A 23,998-nucleotide genomic window follows, 5' to 3' on the forward strand; every position below is an offset into this window, starting at 1 on the left:
TTAACCAGCTCTACTCATACCATTCATTTTTCTTAGTCTAGTACACAACCATGCCGATAAAGTTTTTACATGAGGTGGCTTTAAGACGCTTACATGATTTCCTGGCCCTTTCCATACAGTAAGCTTAGGTGCCCAGCGCTGCCATTGGTTGGTATTTGCTGTAAAAAGTTCGCGATTGCTCTCTTCCGATAGCATTGGCTCGTCCACAAGAATCAAATTCATCGGCGCTATATAAGCACGACTGGGTTGATAAACCGTTCGCACAGAAGCTTCAAAAGTGAGGACCGATCCAAGAATATCCTGATACCCGGAGTTAATCGGCATAATATTAGTGCGAACCAGATGTTTGTGAATTAATCGCAACTGCCCTTCCCCATCCAGTGAGTCGAGATCCGCTTGCTTGATTTGCATCGAACAGCCTGAGTTTTGCTCATAGAGTTCGATCATTTTGAGTAAAATGCTGGTGCGCGTATATTGGTGAATGGAATCAGTATTATTACCAGGTACGTCGCTATCAATCAGTGTTAAGGAAGCCACTACTCTGCCACTGGCATTCAATCGCTGAGCCATTTGAAAGGCTACCCAGCCGCCAAAAGAATGACCCAACAAATGCACGGGACCTGTGGGGAAAAACGTTTGTAGTGTTTTACAGTAGTCTTCAGCCGCATCGTCTACATCTTTATAAGGGAGCTGTTGGCCATCGAGACCGCGGGGCTGAAAGGCATGCACTGGTCGGGCACTTCCAAGTTCAGTCGCCAGTGCTGCAAACGCGACCACGTTATCACCGGCTCCTGGAATACAAAACAGGGGAGCCATTTCTCTTGTTCCCGTTTGTATTGTAACTAGAGGACAATATGGGTCGCTTACCTGCCCAGAGATTTTTAAGCGCTCACTGATTGGGAAAAACGACGCAGGTTTATCTGAACTCTCCATATCTGAATCCCCTATGGTCATACCCGTTGACGCTTGCATCATGATAGCGAGGTCAAGCAATACAGGGTGAGTGAACACATCTGACACTGATATTTCAATCTCTAACTCATCTCGTAAACGAGAAATCAGACGAACGACTAATAAAGAATTGCCACCTAAATAAAAGAAGTTATCTTTGCGTCCAATCTGCTCTACTCCAAGTAATCCAGACCAGATTGTTGCCAAAGCGATTTCAGGGTGACTTGTGGGCGCTTCATACACTTCCTGGTAATAATCTTTTTCTTTAGGTATAGGCAATGCTCTACTGTCGGTTTTACCATTGACAGTCAGTGGTATACTCTTTAACGGTATATAGGCCGATGGTACCATTGCGTCGAGTAAAATTGAGGATAGTGCTTCACGAAGTTTGGGAATATCCAGACTCTCTACATCTATCACACAGTAAGCGACCAAATGGGTATTCCCCCCACGTTGATGGGCCACGACGACAGCATCCTGAATAGTGTCACATTGGCGAAGTGCTGTTTCAATTTCCGTCATCTCAACTCGAATGCCACGAATTTTTATCTGCTTATCATTGCGACCGATAAATTCGATATTTCCGCTCTCTGTCCAACGTGTCAAATCACCTGTTTTATAGATAAACTTATTTTCCTCACCACTAAATGGATCAGGTACAAAACGCTCCTGGTTTAATAGAGGTCTATTTAGATAACCCCGCGCAAGTCCCATGCCACCCACAACGAGTTCTCCCACAACACCTACGGGCACTGGAAGCCCCTTTTTATCGAGGATATAGCAAGGTGTATTGGCCAGGGGTTTGCCAATGGGAATTGCATCACCCTCACGACAATCACTGGCGTTGAATGTTGTCACCACATGAGTTTCTGCGGGACCGTAGTGATTGATTAATTGACAGGAGGGGTGACGATTCAAAAATTGTCGCATTTCCCCTGTCATTAACAAGGCTTCACCTGCAGAAATAATTTCCTTCATACTCGGCAAAGACAGTTGATGTTGCTCAATGGTTTTCAATAACAATGCCAGCACCGATGGCACCCCAAAGAGACGCTGAATGTTTTGCTTATTGATAATATCCACAAGCCGACGACTGTCGAGACGCAGATCATCTTGATATAAATACAATGGACTGCCTGTATACCAGGCAGTGACAATTTCCTGTGTGGCAACGTCGAAAGCAATATTGCTTAACTGCAATGTCTTTAATGGCGTATTTAAACCCTCTCTGGTTTGCTGTTGTACCAGATTCACCAGGGTTTGATGACATTGCTGAATGCCCTTGGGCTCTCCAGTCGAACCCGACGTATAAATTATATAAGCCAAATGAGCAGTATTGAGATGTCGATGATCAGGGTTATCCGTTGAGCAATCCGACCACAAAGCATTATCGCCAACAACATTAATGCTTTTCACAGAGTGACTCAAATGCTGGGATATCGCTAGCTTATCATCACGCAATAACAAAATGGGATCGCTATCCTCTAATATCAGTCGTAAGCGTTCGGGGGGATACGCCGCATCCAGGGGAACATAGGCACCACCGGCTTTTAAAATAGCTAATATACCTACCACCATCCACGGGCCGCGTTCAACACAGATAGCAACCCGACTATCGGGTTGTACACCCTGCTCGCGCAAATAATGCGCCAGTTGGTTGGCCCGCTGATTGAGTGTTTGGAAAGTCAGGGTTTCCTTGTCATTGACCAGGGCAATGGCCTCGGGGTTTTTCTCAGACTGTATTTCAAGTGTTTGGTGAATACATTTTATCCGCGGGTTAAGAGAGCCTGTGGTATTCCAAGCTTCCAGTATATGTTGTTTTTTCTGTGCATTGAGTAATTCAAATTGAGAACAGTGGGTTTGTCGCTGATTTTCCAGTGCCTCAACCAAAGTGCTTAATACCTGCACCATATAATCATTGATGTCCTCGGCACCCAGTGGCCGAACACTTTGTGTTGTCAGTAGAAAACCGTTATCTAAGTCATCAATTGACAGGGTCAAGGGGTAATTGGTGCGTTCCTCAATGCCTAACATCTCAATGCCTCCAATAGGATTTTTCCCATCAGTACCATTGGTCCCATTGGTCTTATCGCGACTGCTGTGCCGATAGTTCATTAAGGCTGTAAACAACGGCAATTGTGATCGGATTCCGCTACAGCTCTGCGCTAATACTAATGAAGCCTGTTCATGATATAACAAATCAACCAAGGAGCTGTTTACTTCCTCCACGCTGCATGCAGCTTTTTTATCGTTGACGTTTAGTCGTATAGGCAGGGTATTAATAAACATGCCAAGCGCCCGATCTATCTCTTTTCCACCTTGCAACCTGCCCAACAACACCGTCCCAAACACAACATCATCCCGCCCGGATAACACTGATAAAACACGAGCAAAGGCAACGTGAAATAGGCTGGCGACACTGACACTTACCATTTTTGCACTGGCGCGCAGCCGCTGTGCCAGGGACAACTCCAGTGTCCAGCAACATTCTTCAATCCCGCTGCCGTCACCATTGTTGTTTAGCACTCCCAAAGGTGCTGTCGGCTCATCGATATCTGCCAACATTTTTTGAAAAAAAGCCTGGTGCTCTTCGGACTTTATTTTCAGGTGAGCCCGGGCAACAAATTGGCGAAAAGGAATGGGGGGTGGCAATTGATCCTGCTTGCCTTGAAGATGCATTATCACTTCATTTGCCAGTAGTCTGACTGAGGTGTGGTCGTCAATCAGATGATGCTGTAGCAACATGAGCAGCCAACGATGCTTCATTGCATCAAACGCCACTACAGCACGCAATAGAGGTGCTTGCCCCACATTTAAACGACAGTTACCGGAAACAAAATAGGCTTGCAACTGCTCAGTGCCATCGCTGTCATTCAATAGGGCTTTTTCTTCGACCATTAACGGGGCGTCCCGACATACAACCTGCACAGGATTTGACAGACCCTGCCATAAAAATGCAGTTCGCATAATATCGTGACGGTCAATGACCTGCTGTAATGCCGACAGGAATTGATCAATATGCTCACGTGTGTCAAAGGCAAAAAAGCTCGACTTTAAATAAGCATCGCCCCTGGTGCCAGCCAAGTGATGAAATAATACACCTTCCTGCAATGACATCAGTGGGTATATATCCTGAATATTCCCCAAACCGCCTGGTATCGAATCAACGATATTATCAATCTCCATCTGATTTAAATCGATCAGTGTCAGCATCTCCGGTGTAATGGAGATAGCATCCAGTGGAATCTTATTGGGTGGAATTGTTAGCTCATCCAACGCCTCGATCGTTTGTGCCAGTTCAGCCAGAGTGGGCGAATTGAATAGTAAACGAATGTCCAGTTGCCAACCCTTTTTGTGTAGTTGCGTCATTAACTTCACAGCCAACAGAGAATGGCCGCCCAGGGCAAAAAAATTATCCCAACGACTGATAGATTCTACTGCCAGCATTTCGGTCCATAACTGGGCCAGAATACTTTCTCTTTCACCTTTCGGCGCCTCATACTGGCGACGAATAGGAGATGCCGCCCCCGGTGCAGGCAGTGCTTTTCTATCCAGTTTACCATTGGCTGTCAACGGAAATGCTGACAATGCCACATACACAGAAGGCACCATATAATCTGGTAAACACGCCAGCAGTTGTGTTCTCAATGCGTCATGGTTTTGTTCCATTTCACTGACATAATAGGCAACTAAACGGGTATCATCCGCTAATTGATTGGCAAGTACTAGAGCGTCATCGATACCTGTACATTCACGCAGTTTAGATTCAATCTCACCCAGTTCAATGCGAAAACCGCGAATCTTCACCTGAAAATCATTGCGACCTAAAAATTCAATGGCACCATCTTCACGCCAACAAGCCAAATCATCAGTTTTATACATTCGCACTTCAGTGACATGACAAAAGGGGTTCATCAAAAAGCGTTCTTCGGTTAATTGGGGTCGATTCCAATAACCACGGGCGACACCTGCACCACCAATATAAAGCTCACCCGCGATACCTGGAGGGACAGGTCGACCATGGTTATCTAAAATATAAATCTGCACATTACTAATTGGCCGACCAATAGATACTGTGTCAAAGTCGCGCTCACAATGCCACGCCGTTGCATCAATTGCCGCCTCGGTTGGGCCGTATAAATTGTTCAACTGACATTCGGGTAAACAAGCCAAGCAACGTTGCATTACGTGTAAGGGCAAAGCTTCCCCACTACAAAACATTTGCCGCAGGCTTGGACAGCTTTTAGCAGGCAATTGATCCAAAAAAACCGCCAACATGGATGGCACAAAATGCACAATGGAGACCTGTTCACTTTCAATCAAGGATTTAAGATAGAGCGGCTCCTGATGGCCCTGAGGTTTTGCTATTACCAAGCGTGCGCCCGCTATCAAAGGCCAAAAGAACTCCCAGGCCGATACGTCAAAACCAAAAGGGGTTTTTTGCAATACGGCATCTGCGGAACTCAGTGAATAAGTGTGCTGCCGCCAACGCAAATAATTGAGCACACCACGGTGTTCATTCATCACGCCTTTAGGTTGTCCGGTTGAACCCGAGGTGTAAATAACATAGACCAGGTGAGAGGGTTTTAAATTTACAATCACTGGATTACTGTCGGGATAGCTCAATAACAGAGATCGATTTAAAGTCAAATCAAATACAGGAATGGTCAGTTCATTGATATCGAATATATTTTTTGCAGCAGCATCACTGAGCAGTAACACGGGTTCACTGTCGGTCAATATAAATTGCAGGCGCGCTCTCGGGTAAGAGGGTTCCAACGGCACATAGGCGCCACCGGCTTTTAGAATTGCCAGCAGAGCAACAACCATCTCTAGACTGCGTTCGGCACATAGGGCCACCCGACTATCAGGTTTAACTCCTCGATCAATCAGATAATGTGCCAATTGATTAGCTCGACTATTCAGTTGACAATAACTCAGCGACTGGTGTTCATAAACCAAGGCTATGGCCTCAGGTGTTTGCTCAACTTGAGATTCAAAGAGCTGGTGTAGACAAACTTCTGAGCCGAAGTCTCTTTGAGTATGATTCCAGTCTGACAACTGCTGATACTCAAACTCGTTCAGCATGTGCAACTGTGAACACAGGGTCTGTGGCGCAGTGTCCAGCGCATCCACCAAAGCACCTAGCAATTGCGATAAATAGTGATTAATCGGTGTAGCCTTCGCTGCCTTCACCACTTGAGTTTTCAGCAAAAAGTCCTCGCCCATATCATCAACTGACAACGTGAGAGGATAATTAGTACGTTCCCGCGAACTCAATATGTCTCTATCTGGAGTATAGGTGTTTTCATTGCTCCGAGTGTCGGCCGCTCCGGCACTATGACGGTAGTTCATTAATGCCGTGAATAAGGGCAATGGACTTTGCACCTGGCTACAGCTCTGGGCGAGTGCCAGGGAGGCGTGTTCGTGATAAAGTAATTCAACTAATAAATCGTGAGTATCCTTTAGATTTGCTGCAACCGTTTTTTTATGGGCATCAATTAATATTGGCAGAGTGTTGATAAACAATCCCAGGCCGCGCTCAGAAGTCTGGGCGGTCCGCGTACGCCCCAATAAAACCGTACCGAAAACTACCTCATCCCGCCCCGTCAAGCGACCCAGCAACTGAGCAAAAGTCATATGAAAAAGACTCGCAACACTGACACCGAATGTACTTGCAACACGCCGAATACGCGTGGCCAGTGCGCTATCTAGCCTTGTGCGGAACTCTTCGGTATCACTACCATCACTCAATACATTTAGCAGATCAAAGGGGGCCGTTGGTTCATCCACACCACCGAGCATCTTGCGAAAGAAATCCTGATGTTCTTCACGGCTAGCACCCAACTTGGTTTGGGCAACAAATTGCCGAAACGGCACTGGGCTGGGCAATGGCATGTGTGGATTAGCCCTATAGGCCGATAACTCTGCAATCAGTGTTTCTAAACCTGTGTGATCGATAATCAAGTGATGGTTCAGAATCAGTAACATCCAGCGATTTGTCACTGTGTCAAAAGCACTGACCAACTTCAACAAAGGCGCGCAACGAATATCCATCCGGTAGTCATAGTTCTCAATATAAGATTGCAATTCGTCAACGGCCTCACTATCACCACTGAATTCCAACTCATCGACAACGAATTCTATCTTGCGACAGACCACTTGTAAGGGTTCCGGTAAGCCCTGCCAAAGAATCGCCGTGCGCAGGATATCGTAACGGTCCACCGCCCATTGCAAGGCATTGAGAAATTGATCCAGACTTTCTCTCTCGCTAAAGCTCAATAAATTGGAGAGCAAATAAGGATCCCTTTGATCATGCAGGAGATAGTGGAATAGAATACCTTCTTGTAGTGGTGCTAATGGGTAGATATCCTGGATATTAGCTGCACCACCGGGAACCCAGGGAATGATGCGTTCGATATCCTCCTGTTGCAGGTCAATCAGCGTCAGCATCTGCGGTTTGATCTGATTGCAAGCTTCTGGAATGTGGTTATCTGGAATTGAAGGTGTTTCAGCCGTTTTCACCTCTTCAGCCAAATCCGCCAAGGTTGAGTTTTTGAACAAGGTGCGGATATCCAGATCCCAACCTGCCTCGCGCAAGTTGGCCATCAATTTCACGACCAACAGTGAATGTCCGCCGAGTGTAAAGAAATTATCCCGGCGACTAATGCGTTCTATGCCCAGCAGATCCGACCAAATCTGAGCGAGAACCTGCTCTACTTCACCCAGCGGCGCTTCGTATTCGCTGTGAATGTAAGCGTCGTCATCAGGCAAGGGTAAAGCCTTGCGATTCACTTTGCCATTAGTGGTTAGGGGAAGCGATGACATTGCCACATAGGCGGAAGGCACCATGTAGTCCGGCAATTGCCGCAGCAATTGTGCTTGCAATTGCTCACCCTCTGGCGATAGTTCATCATGGGTGTAATAGGCAATCAGACGGGTCTCTGCGCTGCTTTTGTCAGCGATGACAATCACATCCTGCACGCCCACACACTCCCGCAGGCGGGCTTGGATTTCACCCAACTCGATACGAAAGCCGCGGATCTTAACTTGATCGTCATCGCGCCCGGCAAATTCAATGATGCCATCGTCATGCCAACGACCCAAGTCACCGGTTTTGTACATCCGCCCGTTGTCCTGGCTACGACTATAAGGGTCGTGTAAAAACCGCTCGGCAGTGAGTGCCGGCCGGTTGAGATAACCCAGCGCTACACCGTCGCCACCGATATAGATTTCACCCTTAACACCCACTGGGACTGGCGCACCCTGTTTATCCAATATATAGATTTGGGTATTGGAGATAGGTCTACCCAATGGGATATTCTGCGCCCCTGATTCAAGCTGTTTAACCTCGTGGGTAATGGCAAAGGTAGTGGTTTCAGTGGGGCCATAACAGTGAATCAGGTGCTTGGGTTTTCCTTGGGAAAATACTCGTTGAAAAGCCTCGGGGTCACTGTTTTCCCCGCCAGTCAACAGATAGCGCAAACCGCAAAACATAGTCGGCACTGCCCGACTGTAATGATTGAACAATGCCGTAGTAATAAACAACACGCTAATCTTTTGTTGTTGTAATAGCGCAGCAAAACTATCCGGTGACAATAGCACTTCCTGCTCAACGATCACCGTACAGCCACCCATGAGCAATGGGCCCCACACCTCCATCGTCGCGGCATCAAAGGCGGGATGAGAGGCAAAGGCTACCCGATCCCTGGGGCTAAAGTCGGCATAGCCATTATTGATGATGAGTCGAGCAATCGCCCTGTGGGGAATCACCACGCCCTTGGGTTGTCCGGTGGAACCGGAGGTGTACATCACATAGGCTGCTGTTTCGCTATTTACGACATTCTCGAGATTATGAGCTGGACACTCTCCCAGCAGCAGCACCGCACTCACATCGATACGATTAACCGAGCCTGGCTTGTCAAGCTCCTCCCTCTCTCCCCCTTCCATCTCAGTGATCAATAGACACTGACTGCCACAGTCAGCCATCATCATATCCTGGCGCCCCTGGGGATAGGACGGGTCGATGGGCACATAGGCCGCACCACATTTCATAATGGCGAGTTCAGCGACAATCAATTCCATGGAGCGCGATAGTCGTAATGCTACCCGATGCCCGGATTGCACGCCTTGTCTTTGCAGGTAGTGTGCGAGCTGATTCGCTTTACGATTGATTTCACGATAACTAAAGGTGTCCTTCCCTTGCACAATCACCGTTGCATCAGGTGTCTTATCGGCCTGACATTCAAATAAAGTGTGAATACATTGGTCACGGGGATAATCTGCGGCGGTGTCATTCCACTTTTCCAGTACTTGATGACTTTCATTCTCGTCAAGTAGTGACATCCAATGGATATTATTCTTCACACATTCTCGCTAATAGACTTTTCCAAAATCCCATATAACGGGCAATAGTTTTTTCTTCAAACAAGGCATTGGCATAAATTAGGCTGCCTGTAATTTCGTCGCCCACCTCGCCCAGTGACAAGGACAAATCATACTTCGCAATAGTGGATTGATTATCGAGTGGCGCGATCTGCAAACCGGCCAGATCGAATTCGCCTTGCGGGGCATTTTGCCAGCCAAAAATCACCTGGAATAAAGGGGTATAGGATAGACTGCGCTCAATACCCAATTGCTCGACCACCTGCTCAAAGGGCAGGTCTTGATGATGTTGTGCCGCGATACTTTGGGCCTTGACGCGATTTAACAATTCACTGATCTCTGGCGAACCGGAAACATCAATCCGCAAAGCTAGGGTATTCACAAAGAAGCCGATCAAGCCTTCAACTTCCCCCTGTTGTCGATTGGCTATCGGCGTACCAATCACCACTTCATCCTGAGCTGACAGTTGTGCCAACAACACCGCCCAGGCCGTTAGCAATACCATGTGCAGGGTGACACCCTCCCGTTCACTCAGGTGTTTGAGGCGCTGACTGAGTTCTGCATCCAGCAATACTCTGTATTGGGTGCCGCGATAATCCTGTTCAATTGGACGAGGATAGTCAGTGGGCAGGTTTAACAAGGCAGGGGCATGGGCCAAGGTCTGCTGCCAGTAATGGCGCTGCTGTTCAAATACCTCTATGGACAAGTGCTTACGCTGCCATACAGCGTAGTCGGCATACTGGATGGCTAAGGGTTTGAGAGGGGAGTCTTTTTTCTCACAATAAGCCTTATACAATACACTCAATTCATTGAGTAATACGCCCAGTGACCAGCCATCTGAAATGATGTGGTGCATAGTGATCAGGAGCACATGCCTCTCATCGCTCATCTGTAAGAGGCACCCGCGTATCAATGGCCCCCGTTCGAGACTGAAGGGAGTTTGACTATCCACATATTGGTATTGTTGCCATCTCCGGTGCTGATCCTCTTCACTGCGAAGATCCTGGAAAATCAACACATCGTGGGTTTTTGGCGGTAGAATCCGCTGTTGTGGTTCCCCGTCAAGCTCGATAAAAACGGTTCTCAGGGTCTCGTGGCGGGAAACCATCGCCTCGAAAGCCTTGCCCATCGCCTGTCTGTCCAAAGGCCCTAGCAAAGTGACTCCACCCGCGATGTGATAGGCCAAGCTTGCCCGCTCATCCAGTTGCGCCAAAAACCATAAACGCTGTTGGGCATAAGACAGGGGAATAGGCTGATTGCGATCCACCACTTCAATTTTCTGATAAGCGGTACGACTTAATGTCCCCAAACTTGCAGCAAAGTCCGCTAGCAGTGGTTTAGCGAATACATCCGCCAATGAGGGGTCAAGAGATAGCGTCTGACGAATACGAGTGATCAGTTGCACGACCAGTAAAGAGTGCCCACCCAAAGCAAAGAAATGATCCCAGCGACCCACTCGCTCTACACCCAACAACTCTGACCAGATAGCGGCCAGGCTTTCCTCTAGTTCTCCAATGGGCGCCTCGTATTCCCCTCGACTGTAGGCCTCTCCATCCGGCAGCGGTAAAGCCTTGCGGTCCAGCTTGCCATTGACCGTTAACGGAAAACTATCCAAACGAATATATACCGAGGGCACCATATATACTGGAAGACACTGCAATAAATGGCTGCGCAACAGCTCCGTATCCCAACGGGCTTTATCACTCACACAATAAGCCAATAAACGCTTTTCATCCAAAGACGAGTCAAGGATCACCACGGCACTGTCAAGAGACTCAATCTCACGCAAGCGCGCTTCAATTTCTCCGAGCTCTATCCGAAAGCCCCGCACCTTTACCTGACTGTCATTGCGACCGATAAACTCAATACTGCCATCCCTATGCCAACAGACAAGATCACCTGTTTTATACAAACGGGCATTCGGATCTTCACTAAAGGGGTCGGCAATAAAACGGGCTTTGGTCAATTCCGCTCGCTTCAAATAGCCACGAGCCACACCTGCCCCACCAATATACAGTTCCCCGATAACCCCTACGGGCACGGGTTGATGGTGCCGGTCGAGGATATAGCTTGTCAGATCGGGCAGTCGCTGGCCGATGGGACTAGCCGATTGTTCAGTGTCCTCGATGCTCAGCGGACGATAGCTGGCATGTACGGTGGTTTCCGTAACCCCATACATATTCACCAGTTGGGTCTGTTCTCCATTGTGGGCATACCAGGGTTTCAGGCTCTGGACATCTAAGGCTTCTCCACCCAGGATAATGATGCGCAGTTGATGCTTGTCGTGACTGTGTTGTTGGGCCTGTTGCAGTTGCTGAAAGGCGCTGGGGGTTTGATTCAGCACCGTCACCCTCTGCTCACACAGCAGGCGATAAAAATCCTCAGCACAACGGGCAAGGGACTGGGGAACCACCACTAGACGCCCCCCATGGAGCAAGGCCCCCCAGAGTTCCCACACGGAGAAGTCAAAGGCACAGGAATGGAACAGCGTCCACACGTCTTGATCAGTAAAGCCAAACCAGTCATTGGTGGCCGCAAACAAGCGCCCTACCTGGCGGTGTTCCACCATCACCCCTTTGGGCTCGCCAGTGGAGCCTGAGGTGTAAATCACATAGGCCAGGTGATCCGGGCGCAAATCTGCCACCACTGGATTGGCTGTGGGGTAATCTGACCAACGCTCAGCCTCGGTGATATCAATCTGTGGAATATCGCCGCTGATGGGGCGGTCACTGATTAACAAACGCGGTGTGCTATCAGCCAGCATAAATTGCAAGCGCGATTCAGGGGTGGCCGGATCGAGGGGGACATAAGCGCCTCCGGCTTTAAGAATGGCCAGTAAGGCCACCACCATCTCAATGCTGCGCTCAACACATAAGCCCACTAACACATCGGGGCCCACCCCCTGCTCTATCAGGTAGTGGCTCAGTTGGTTGGCCTGGTGATTAAGGCGCTGATAGCTGAGCCTCTGGTCTTCAAAGACCAGGGCGGTATGCCTGGGGGTCTCGGACACCTGGACTTCAAATATTTGATGGAGACAATCGCCAACCGCAAACTCTCTGGTCTCACTACAAGTCTTGAGAAGGTGATCGCGCTCGCTCTCTGGCAATACAGCCAATTGATAACAAGGGGTTTGTGGCTGGGTTTCCAAGGTAAAAACCAGTGCTTCCAATCCTTGCTCCAGGTAGGCAATCATCTGTTTGGCATCCAGTGCATCGATCACTTGGGCCGTCAGCTTAAAACCCTCACCCAGATCGTCCACCGATAAAGTCAATGGATAATTGCTGTGCTCTCTAGTGCTGAGCACTTTTATTTCGGGCAGCAGTGACTGAGTAGCACTAGCTGTGCCAGTACCACTGTAACGATAGTTAAGTAGCGCAGTAAACAAAGGTAAAGGCGCTTCAACGCTACTACAGCGTTGGGCCAATGCCAATGATGCGTGCTCGTGATAGAGCAAATCTGTCAGTAGACAATGACTTGCCTGCAGACTTGATTCAACAGCCACCTCTCCCACATCAATGCGTATTGGCAGGGTATTAATAAACATACCCAAGGTTCGCTCCGCTGCAAGCCCAGACTGCATACGGCCAAATAGCACCGTGCCAAAGACAACATCATCCCGACCCGATAAACTTCCCAGAACACGGGCAAACGCCAGATGGAACAAGCTCGCTGCACTCACACCAAACACTGTCGCACAGCAGCGCAGGCGCTGACTTAAATGATCATCAAGCCGACATTGTGCTTCTTTGATCACAGCACTTGCGCCTTGCACATTCAAAATATTCAAGGGCGCTGTGGGTTCTTCGATATCGGCCAACAAGTCCTTAAAAAAGTCCTCGTGTTGTCGCTGACTCACCGCCAAACGTGCCTGTCCGACAAATTGCCGGAATGGCACTGGCAAAGGCAGTTGACTGGTTGAATCGCACAGATAGGTGGTCAATTCTTTTGTTAAGATTTCAAGCCCAGTGTGATCCATCACCAGATGGTGATTGAGAATTAATAATAACCAGCGGTCAAACTCTGCATCGAAGGCGACAGCAAGCCTTACTAAGGGGGCTTCGCGAATATCCAGCCGGTAATGGCCTGGATCAAAACGAGATTGCAGTTCAAGCAGTGCATTGTGCTGATCATCTATCTGCACTTGTTCGACAATCAATGAGACCTGTCGACTGACGACCTGTACAGGTTGTGATAAATCTTCCCAGAGAATGGCAGTACGCAGAATATCGTGGCGATCTATTGCCCACTGCAAGCCATCAATAAATCGATCCAGAAACTTGCGCTGATCAAAGGACAACACATTAGAGAGCAGATAAGTATCCCCTCGCTTATCCAATAAGTGGTGAAATAAAATCCCCTCTTGTAATGGGGCTAGAGCATAGATATCTTGAATATTACCTGCGCCACCGTGGACCTGATCAGTGATGCGATCAATATCTTGCTGATTCAGCATAGCCAATGTGACCATATCGGCGGTAATCCTTTGACAGCCAGCGGGAATACCATTGATGGGGACCGTCACCGCCTCGCCGCGCACGGCCTGGAGGGCGACTTCCGCTAGGGTCGAGGTATTAAACAAGGCGCGAACATCCAGTTGCCAGCCCGCCTCTGCCAGACGCGACATCAATTGTACCGCCAGCAATGAGTGCCCACCCAAGGCAAAGAAATTATCCCAACGGCTGATCTTACCAACATGCAGTAAATCGGACCATATAGCCGCCAGAGTTTCTTCCGCCTCTCCTTGCGGCGCTTCGTAGTCTGTAAGCTTGTAGGCGCTATCATCAGGTATCGGCAGGGCCTGACGATCCAATTTGCCATTGACTGTCAGAGGCAGCTCCGGTAGATAAACATAAGCAGAGGGCACCATAGACTCGGGCAATTGCTCTCTCAATGCCCGGCGTAAATCAGCGCTATTCAGTGTTTTATTGTGACTGATGCAGTAGGCAATCAGGCGGGTATTTTCCCCCTGCTCGTCGGCAATCACCACGGCATCTTCAAGCCCCTGAAGCTTGCGTAAGGCATTCTCGATTTCACCCAGTTCAATACGAAAACCGCGTATCTTCACCTGCTTATCATTGCGCCCCAAAAAGCTCATTGTACCGTCGGCATTCCAGCAAGCGAGGTCGCCGGTTCTATACATTCGAGCCTTCGGTTCATCACTAAAGGGGTCTGGGAGGAAGCATTCTTCTGTCAACTGTGGACGATTCAAATAGCCCCGAGCGACGCCCTCACCGCCAATATATAATTCACCACAGACACCTTGCGGTACCAACTGGGCATGGCGATCGAGAATATAAAGGCGAGTATTGCTAATCGGCCCGCCAATGTGCAACACACTATCGGATCTATGGATGTGGCCGGCACTGGCCACCACTGTCGTTTCAGTGGGGCCATAGTAGTTCAACAGGGTAAATGAGGTAGATGGGTCTGGGTAATGCCTGAGTTTATCTCCACCCGTACACAGAGTACGCAATGTGGCAGGTATGCTGTGGCGAAAGGCCAACTCGGCCATAGGCGTCGGCAGAAAACTCACATCAAGTGACTGGTTTTGCCACCAACTCAGCACTGTATGGGGATCGCGAGCAATGGCAGGCGGCGGTATCAGCAGTGTCGCTCCCACGCTGAGAGTGGGCCATATTTCCAGCACTGAGGCATCAAAGCCCTGCCCCGCCATACAGCTGGAACGATCAGCCGGTTTCAGACCAGCCATCTCAGCGTGCCATTGCAACAGGTTCACCAGACCTTGATGTTCCACCATAACGCCTTTGGGTTGACCGGTAGATCCCGAGGTATAAACCACATAGGCTAGATGATAAGGTTTCAGATCCCCAGCCGCAGGATTATCAAATGGGTAATCTGACCACGGCAAGGGATCAGTCAGTTTAATCAGCGGTATTAGCAAAGACGCCTGATCGAACAAGCCAGCATTGTTGCTATCGGTCAACAGGGCGACAGCCCCGCTATCGGCCAGCATAAAGTGTAATCTCTCCATGGGATACAGGGGGTCCATAGGCACATAGGCGCCCCCGGCTTTTAAAATGGCCAACACAGCGATGACCATCTCTGGACTGTGAGCCACACAAACAGCCACCCGTTTATCAGGCCCAACACCACATTCACGCAAATAGTGAGCGAGTTGGTTGGCACGCCCATTCAAGGTCTGATAATCCAGCCCCTGATCGCCACATTCAAGGGCCAGAGCCCGAGGCGTTCGCTGTGTCTGCCTTTCAACTAAGTGCTGGACACATAGCTTTGGCTGGCTAACTGATTTGCCCAGACCCCACTGTTGGATGAGTTGGTGATACTCGCCCGCCGCTAACAGCTCGATTTGATCCATCCTTTGCCGATTATCCAGCACCATTGCGGACAACAAACGCTGCCAGTAATTTAGATAGCGTTGAATGGTTGACGACTCAAATAGTGCTGCCCCATAAATAAGACTTCCGGTAATTTGACCACTGAATTCACCGAGTGATAAAGACAAGTCGTACTTGGCCGTGCTCGCTAGATTATCCAGGGGCACAAATTTTAAATCGGGTAAGTCGAAATGATTCTGAGGCGCGTTTTGCCATGCCAACGTGGTTTGGAACAAGGGCGTATAAGCCAGACTGCGCTCCAGTTTGAGCAGATCCACCACTTGCTCAAAAGGCAAGTCCTGATGCTGTTGAGCGGCAATGCTTTGGGCTTTTACCCGCGCTAGTAGCGCCTCGACAGTAGGGGAACCCGATAAGTCGATGCGCAGAGCTAGGGTGTTAACAAAGAAACCAATCAGCCCCTCTGTTTCCCGACGGCGACGGTTGGCAATGGGGCTTCCGATCACTACATCATCTTGTCCCGATAAACGCGCTAACAGGCCGGCCCAGGCGGCCAGCAATACCATGTGTAAAGTAACACCGTGGCGCTCAGCCAAAACCTTTAAGCCATGGGTCAGCTCAGCATCCAAAGTGATAGGTATTTCGATACCCTGGAAATCCTGTGCAACTGGACGGGAATGATCGACGGGCAGCTTTAACAGCGCTGGAGCACCATCCAGTGCCTGTTGCCAATATTCGCGCTGCCGCTGTAACAATTCACCAGACAACCATTGACGCTGCCATAGTGCATAGTCAGCGTATTGTATGGACAATGGCGGTAGCGGTGTATGCAAATTCTGGGAGTGGGTTCCCTGAGAATAAAAAGTGTAGAGCGCACTGAACTCCTGTAAAAAAATCCCCATAGACCAGCCATCAGCAATAATGTGGTGCATACTGACAAACAGTACATGTTTCCTATCAGAAAACGGAATTAAATGCCCGCGTATCAGTGGTCCACCTTCTAAATCGAAAGGGCTTGTCCTATCGTTGGTGAGAATGCGCTGCAACGCCATGTCGCCACTGGCAGTGTCCTGCAAAGGGTAAATGGAAAGATCGAACGGAGTATCTGCTGGCAGGATCTGCTGTATTGGGCTGCCATCCTGTAAGACGAAGCGGGTTCTCAATATTTCGTGGCGAGAGACCAGTGCATTGAGTGCCCTACGCAAGCTCTGCTGGTCCATCATGCCAAGCAGTGTGGCACCACTGCTAATGTGGTAGGCCAGGCTTGCCTGTTTATCCAATTGGGTCAAAAACCACAGGCGCTGTTGTGCGTAGGACAAGGGTATGGTTTGCGCACGGTTTATCGGCTCTATACTGAAGTCGATAGTGCGACTCAGGGCCGATAGGTGCGCGGCCAAGTCCGTTAAAACAGCTTGTTCAAAGATATCGGTCAGAGCAGGCTCTAAAGAAAGGGATTGACGCAGGCGAGCAATCAATTGCACTACCAGTAGTGAATGGCCCCCTAAATGAAAGAAATTATCCCAACGGCTAATGCGCTCCACGCCGAGAAGCTCAGACCAAATCTGCGCCAAACTTTGTTCGATTTCACCAATGGGTGCTTCGTATTCACGCTGTATAGAGCGATAGCTGTCTGGCTTCGGCAGGGCTTTTCGATTGACGATACCATTGGCATCCAGCGGAAATTCATCCAGAATAATATAGGCCGAGGGCAGCATATAGTCGGGCAGAGATAGCGTCAGTGCTCGACCCAATGCCGCGCTGTCTGAAGCCCCATCTGCCTCCAATACACAATAGGCCACCAGACGGATTTCAGCTTGGTTCTGTTCGGGTTTATGAGCCACAACCAGGGCGTCTTTAAGCCCCTGACACTGACGCAATTGACTCTCGATTTCGGCCAGTTCGATGCGAAAGCCACGAATTTTAACCTGAAAATCATTGCGCCCCATAAACTCGATACTGCCGTCCTCATTCCAGCGCCCCAAATCGCCCGTTCTGTACATTTTTGCAGGTTCAGGTCTAAATGGATTGTCAATAAAGCGTTCCGCCGTTAACTCAGGCAGATTCAAATAGCCCAGAGCAAGCCCATCCCCCCCCACATAAATTTCACCGCTGACACCGACTGGCACAGGCTCACCCTGAGGGTCGAGAATATAGACTTGCTTATTCGACATGGGCATACCTACCGCAATGGTGATGGCATCTTCAGCGACTTCTATCACATCATACGTTGTACCCACAGTTGTGGTCTCGGTCTGACCATAGACGTGTAGCAGGTGCTGGGGTTTGCCGTGGCTTAACACACGTCTAAAAGCTTCAGGGTCGCTGTTGTCGCCCCCAGTCATTAAATAGCGCAAACGTCCAAAGGCATTGGGGACTACGCGACTGTAGTGGTTGAATAAAGCGGGGGTCAGAAACAGAACCGTTACCCCAAATTGTTGTAACAGTAGCGAAAATCGCTCTGGGGTAAACAAAGTAGCCTGGTCAACGACAAGGGTACGGGCACCGTGCAGCAAGGCTCCCCACACTTCCAGCGTGGAGGCATCAAAGGCTGGGTTAGAGGCAAAAGCCGTACAGTCCTCGACGTTAAACTCGGCATAAGCACAGTTGAGTACCAGGCTGGTAATCGCCCTTACCGGTGTCACAATCCCCTTGGGCCGCCCTGTTGAACCCGAGGTGTACATGACATAGGCCGCCGCTTCAGTATCAATGGCACTGTTCAAATTGTGCCTTGTCGCAGTGTTGTGTAATAGAGCCTCTGTGATCTCAAGTTGCTTCACAGGCAGTGCTTGCGGTAACGCCATACCTGGAACAATCAAAGCCCACTGGGCTGCACAGTCGTCCAGTATGAAGGCTTGCCGCTCTTCTGGAAAGCTAGGATCAATGGGCACATAGGCTGCGCCACATTTGAGAATAGCCAGTTCGGCCACCACCAACACAATGGAGCGCTCAATGGATAAGGCGACAAAGTCGCCAGCAGCAACACCCAAATCCCGTAAGTAGTGGGCCAGACAGTTGGCCTGAGCATTTAAGTCTCGATAGTTGATCGCATTATCGCCATGTACCACTGCGGTGTTTTCTGGTGTGCGCTCAACTTGATCCTCAAATAATGCATGAACTGTTTTGTCCTGGGGATAGTCGGCGTCGGTGGCATTCCACTGTTCCACTATCTGTTGCCGTTGCGCTGTATTTAACAAGGGCAGTTGATAATAAAAGAGATCCGTTTCTTCACCCACCGCCATCTCTAAAGCCGCTACTAAAGCTGTTAGTACTTGCTGAATATAGGCGCTGATCACTGCGGGCTTGATTAAGCCGACCCCCTGCACTTTCAGACCAAAATCCTCACCGTAATCATCCACTGACACCACCAGAGGATAATTGCTGCGCTGTTCACCGGATAGCAGTGACACACCATCCCAATTCAGCCCTTGCTGTTGTTCACCCAGGTTCATATGGCGGTAATTCAGCAACGAGGTAAACAGGGGTAGCGGTTCCGCTACACCACTACAGCGTTGTGCTAAGACGAGAGAGGCATGTTCATGGCGAAGCAAATCGGCCAGTGAATCATAGGTATTGCGCAGAACGTCTACCAGGGGATTTTCAGCCAGTTTAATGCGTATGGGTAAGGTATTGATAAACATGCCCAAAGCGCGATCTGCTGATTCCCCCGCCTGCATACGACCAAATAATACCGTTCCGAAGACCACATCATCACGACCAGACAGAGATCCCAGCACTCTAGCAAAGGCCAGATGAAACAGGCTTGCTGTACTCACTTGTAAGGCCAGCGCTGCCGCACGCAATGCTTTTGACAGATCGCGCTCCAATACCGCGTACTCCATATCGATCTGTGAACCATCGCGATAAACATCCAACACACCCAGAGCCATCGTGGGTTCGTCCACATCAGCCAGCATATTGCGGAAAAAGCTTTCGTGCTCCTGCCGACTAACACCCAGACGAGTTCTAGCCACCAGTTGGCGAAAGGGAACGGGCTCAGGTAGTTGTGCCGCACGTCCCTGCATATAGCTCAGCACTTCATTGAGTAACAATAGGGTGGAGGTATGATCGTCTATTAAATGATGGCGCAATATGAGGGCGAGCCAGCGATTTTCGTTGACATCAAATCCAATCCCTATACGTAATAGGGGCGCCTGACTCACATCCAATTGATAATGTTCGGGATCAAAATATTGAGATAAAGATATCGTTGCATCGGCGGAGCCCGATAAGTCGACCTCCTCAACCACCAAAGGTACTTCACGCCACACCACTTGTACTGGCTCACTCAGTGTTTCCCACAACACTGAAGTACGAAAAATATCGTGACGTTTGATGGCCCATTGCAAGGCTTCAACAAATAGATCCAGTCGTTCACGACGATCAAAAGTCAAAAGATTGGACTGCAAATAAACGCCGCGTTTACTACGCAGCAGGTGATGAAATAAAACCCCCTCCTGTAGCGGTGCCAGGGGATAAATATCCTGTACATTAGCCGCACCACCGGAGACAGAATTGACAATGCTATCAATTTCCTGCTGATTCAAAGCCACCAAGGTCACCATCTCTGGAGTAATGGCATCACAGTGATCGGGGATTGCGTTAACAGGAATAGCGATCTGCTCTGCCACTTTGAGCTGTTTGGCGAGATCGGCCAGTACGGGAAATTTAAATAAGCTATGCACCTCCATTATCCAACCCGCTTTACGCACGCGAGTCAGCAACTTGATTGCCACCAGGGAATTCCCCCCCAGGTTGAAAAAGTTATCCCGCCGTCCAATGGATGTTATGCCCAATAAATCGGACCATATCTGCGCCAGCATTTGTTCAAGCTCACCCACTGGCTCTTCGTAAACTAGGCGAATATAGGATTCACCGGCTGGGTCTGGCAAGGCTTTGCGGTTGAGCTTACCACTGAGAGTCAAAGGCCAGCTATCCAGTTGCAGATAGGCTGAAGGCAGCATATAGCTCGGTAATTTTTGAGCCAGTGACGCTCTTAGGACTTCGCCATCCAAAGCCTGTTGACCACCAATACAATAAGCCACCAACTGAATATCATCGCCGGTCTTATGAGCGATCACCAAGGCTTCTCTCACCCCTTCACACTCACACAGAGCCGCTTCAATCTCACTAAGTTCAATGCGAAAACCGCGCACTTTAAGCTGAAAATCCTGACGCCCGAGATATTGCAGTTGACCATTTGCCAGGCGGCGGACACGATCACCGGTTTTATAAACTCGACCTTTATCGGCTGTGGTAACAAATCGACTGGCCGTTAGCTCCGCTTGATTTAAATATCCCTGAGAAACGCCAGCGCCGCCTATCCAGAGTTCCCCAGGCACTCCTGGTGGCAGCAGTTCGCCAAAATCATCTACCACATAAAATTGGGTATTGGCAATCGGTGTGCCCAGATACACCGGCTTGCCTTCCACTCGGGCAATGCTCGACCAGATGGTGGTTTCTGTCGGGCCGTACATATTGAACACTTGCCCCTGCACCTGAGCCGTGAGGGATTCAGCCAGATCGGCAGACAGGGCTTCACCGCCCACCAATAATTGCTGTAAACCCTGCATGGCCTTGGCGAGTTCTGAATCCTGTAAGTATTGTTGCAGTAGTGAAGGGGTTGACTGTAAATGGGTAACGGCGTGGGTTTTTAACAAATTCTGCATTGACCAGGATTTTTGCTGGCGCCTGGCTAACAGTTTTTGCTGGCAAAGCAAACGCTTTGCATTGCTTTGCAATGTTTGCAATTGCGATAAATGATCCATCACAATCGCAGGTTCAATACCAAAATGAATAAGACAGGCAATTTCATCCACACCGATAGCCTGTAGGGATTGAATCTGTTTTAGGCAACTGGTGGGCGTCCCCATTAAACTACTGGTTTGATAGTAACGCTTAAATGCCATATCCAGAATCCGCTCTTTTTCTCGCTCCAAATCGAGCATGGCTTCATCGGCTATGGGCTTGAGCAAATCGATGGAGTGACTCAAATAGTGCTTGAAGGGTTGTTCAACCAGGGCTTTAACCTCAGCTTCATCATCGCCGACAAAGGTGTGCAGCATCAAAGCGACTCTCCCCTGCTGTGGCGCAAAGCCCGCTGCGGCTAAAGCCTCATGGTAAACGGCAATTTTTTCGGCTAATTCTTCCTTTGTTTGCCCTAATAAGTGAGTGATAAGTTTTGCACCAATGGAACCGGCATAGCGAAACGTCTCTGGGTTTCCAGCGGCGGTAATCCATAGGGGCAAATGCCTTTGGACGGGTTGTGGGTGTAGACTGATAGACACTTCATCGCCCAGACCGTTTTCTCGGGTCAAATGACCGCCAGACCATAAGGTATTGACAGTATCGATACCCTCCCTGAGTATTTGCTGGCGTTGATTAAAATTTTCAGGCGCTAATACGAAGTCATTGGGGTGCCAGCCCGAGGCCATGGACAGCTCCACCCGACCACTGGACAGGTTATCCACCATGGACCACTCTTCAGCCACCCGAATCGGGTCATGCAGGGGTAGCACCACACTGCCCGCCCGAATGGTGAGTTTTTGGGTGACGGCTGCAATAGCGGCCGCAGCGACCGAGGGATTGGGGAAGGGGTTGCCAAAACTGGCGAAGTGGCGTTCAGGTGCCCACACACCCGCCAAGCCTTGCTGGTCTGCAAATCGGGCGCCTTCCAGCAGTAAGTCATAGGTATTGGCACCACTGTGTCCATCCTCTGCGGCAAAGTAAAACAAACTGAAATCCATCGCCTTGTCAGCGATAGCTGGGACCGATACCAGTGGATCGGGCTGAATAACAACACAATCCCCCTGTTGCAAACTCCACAGCAGTTCGAGTACTGAAATATCGAAACTGATACTGGTGGTCGCCAGCCATGTGCGCGGCGCTCTTGATTCACCCAATCGCTGGCTCATACCGGCAAAAAAATTACCGACAGATTGGTGACTAATCATCACCGCTTTTGACTTTCCAGTCGAACCGGAGGTATAGATAACATAGGCCAGTTGGGTGGACTTGAGTCCAATCTCCCCTGGCACAAGTTTATCCTGGGGAAATGTCTGCCAGCTCTTATCCGAATCTACAGAGATAAATTGTTGGGGCCTGCCTGCAAAAATCCCCATCACAGAGCTTTGAGTGACGACGATAGAGGCACCGGAGTCGGTGAGCATATGTTGCAAACGGGCCAGAGGATAACTGGGATCTAAGGGAACATAGGCACCGCCGGCTTTCAGTATGGCCAACATGCCCACCAGCATGTCAAATCCACGTTCAAGACAGAGTCCTACCCGATTGTCTGGAACCACCCCTTGTTCTCTTAGGTAGTGGGCCAGGCGATTGGCGCGTGTATCCAAATCCCGATAGCTAAGTGATTGACCCTCATAGACCAGGGCAGTAGCATCCGGCGTTTTTTCTACCTGCCGTTCAAACAGTTCATGAATACATAGGTCATCAGCATAGGGCAGGCAGGTATCGTTATACTGAGTCAATAATTGTTGCTTCTGCGAATCAGCCAGTATATTTAAACAATAACAAGGGCTTGCAGGTTCACTATCCAGAACCGATACCAGGGATGTCAACGCTTCAACTAAATATTGTTCAATCTGCGCAGCGTTCAATTCAGTAACCGCCTGGACATTAATGATAAAGTCTTCATCCAAGTCATCCACTGCCAACATAAGGGGATAGTTGCTGCGTTCTCTTGAACTTAACAGCTCAAAATCAAGCAGTGGAGATGAGTGACTCTCTGAATCAAGCGGTGTACTGTGGCGATAATTCAATAGGGCCGTGAATAGTGGTAAGGGGGCCGCGATACCACTGCAACGTTGTGCTAACGCCAGAGAGCCATGTTCGTGGTACAAAAGATCTGCCAGTAAACCCTGCACATTCTGAAGGCTATGGCCAACACCGATATCACCTACCTGGATACGTATTGGCAAGGTATTCATAAACATGCCCATGGCGTGATCAATTGAGTCTCTACCTTGCATACGACCCAATAACACAGTGCCAAAGACCACATCATCGCGCCCCGATAAACACCCCAATACGCGGGCAAAGGCCAGGTGAAACAGGCTGGCCACACTCACTTGCTGAGAGAGTGCTAAAGTGCGCAGTCGAGTAGATAATTGCGGCGCCAGACAGACCCTTGCCTCCTCTATAGCACTGCCGTCACCGTGGGTATTGAGCAGTCCCAAAGGCGCGGTGGGTTCATCGATATCAGCCAACAGGTTTTCAAAAAAGGACTGATGTTGTGCTTGGGTGACACCTAATCGCCCCTGTGCCACAAACTGTCGAAAAGCCGGGGGGGGAGCTAATGCTATCTGTGGATCAACTAAATAGGCCGATAATTC

Annotated in this window: 2 protein-coding genes (1 of these 2 only partly in view); both read right to left on the reverse strand. The window is 49.4% G+C overall.

The window, feature by feature from the left end:
* Entirely contained in the window at positions 1–9,318 is a 9,318-nt protein-coding gene (locus Q5Y71_RS08750) for a non-ribosomal peptide synthetase (protein ID WP_306041696.1), read from the reverse strand.
* On the reverse strand, positions 9,308–23,998 hold the 3' portion of the coding sequence (locus Q5Y71_RS08755; protein WP_306041698.1) for a non-ribosomal peptide synthetase. Its footprint extends 3,864 nt past the window's final position; 14,691 of the gene's 18,555 nt are visible here — the last part of the coding sequence; its start codon lies off the right edge, out of view; it ends in the stop codon at positions 9,308–9,310. Before Q5Y71_RS08755 ends, Q5Y71_RS08750 begins: the two co-directional genes overlap by 11 nt.

Source organism: Microbulbifer sp. 2205BS26-8, from assembly GCF_030731025.1.
GTDB classification, from domain to species: domain Bacteria; phylum Pseudomonadota; class Gammaproteobacteria; order Pseudomonadales; family Cellvibrionaceae; genus Microbulbifer; species Microbulbifer spongiae.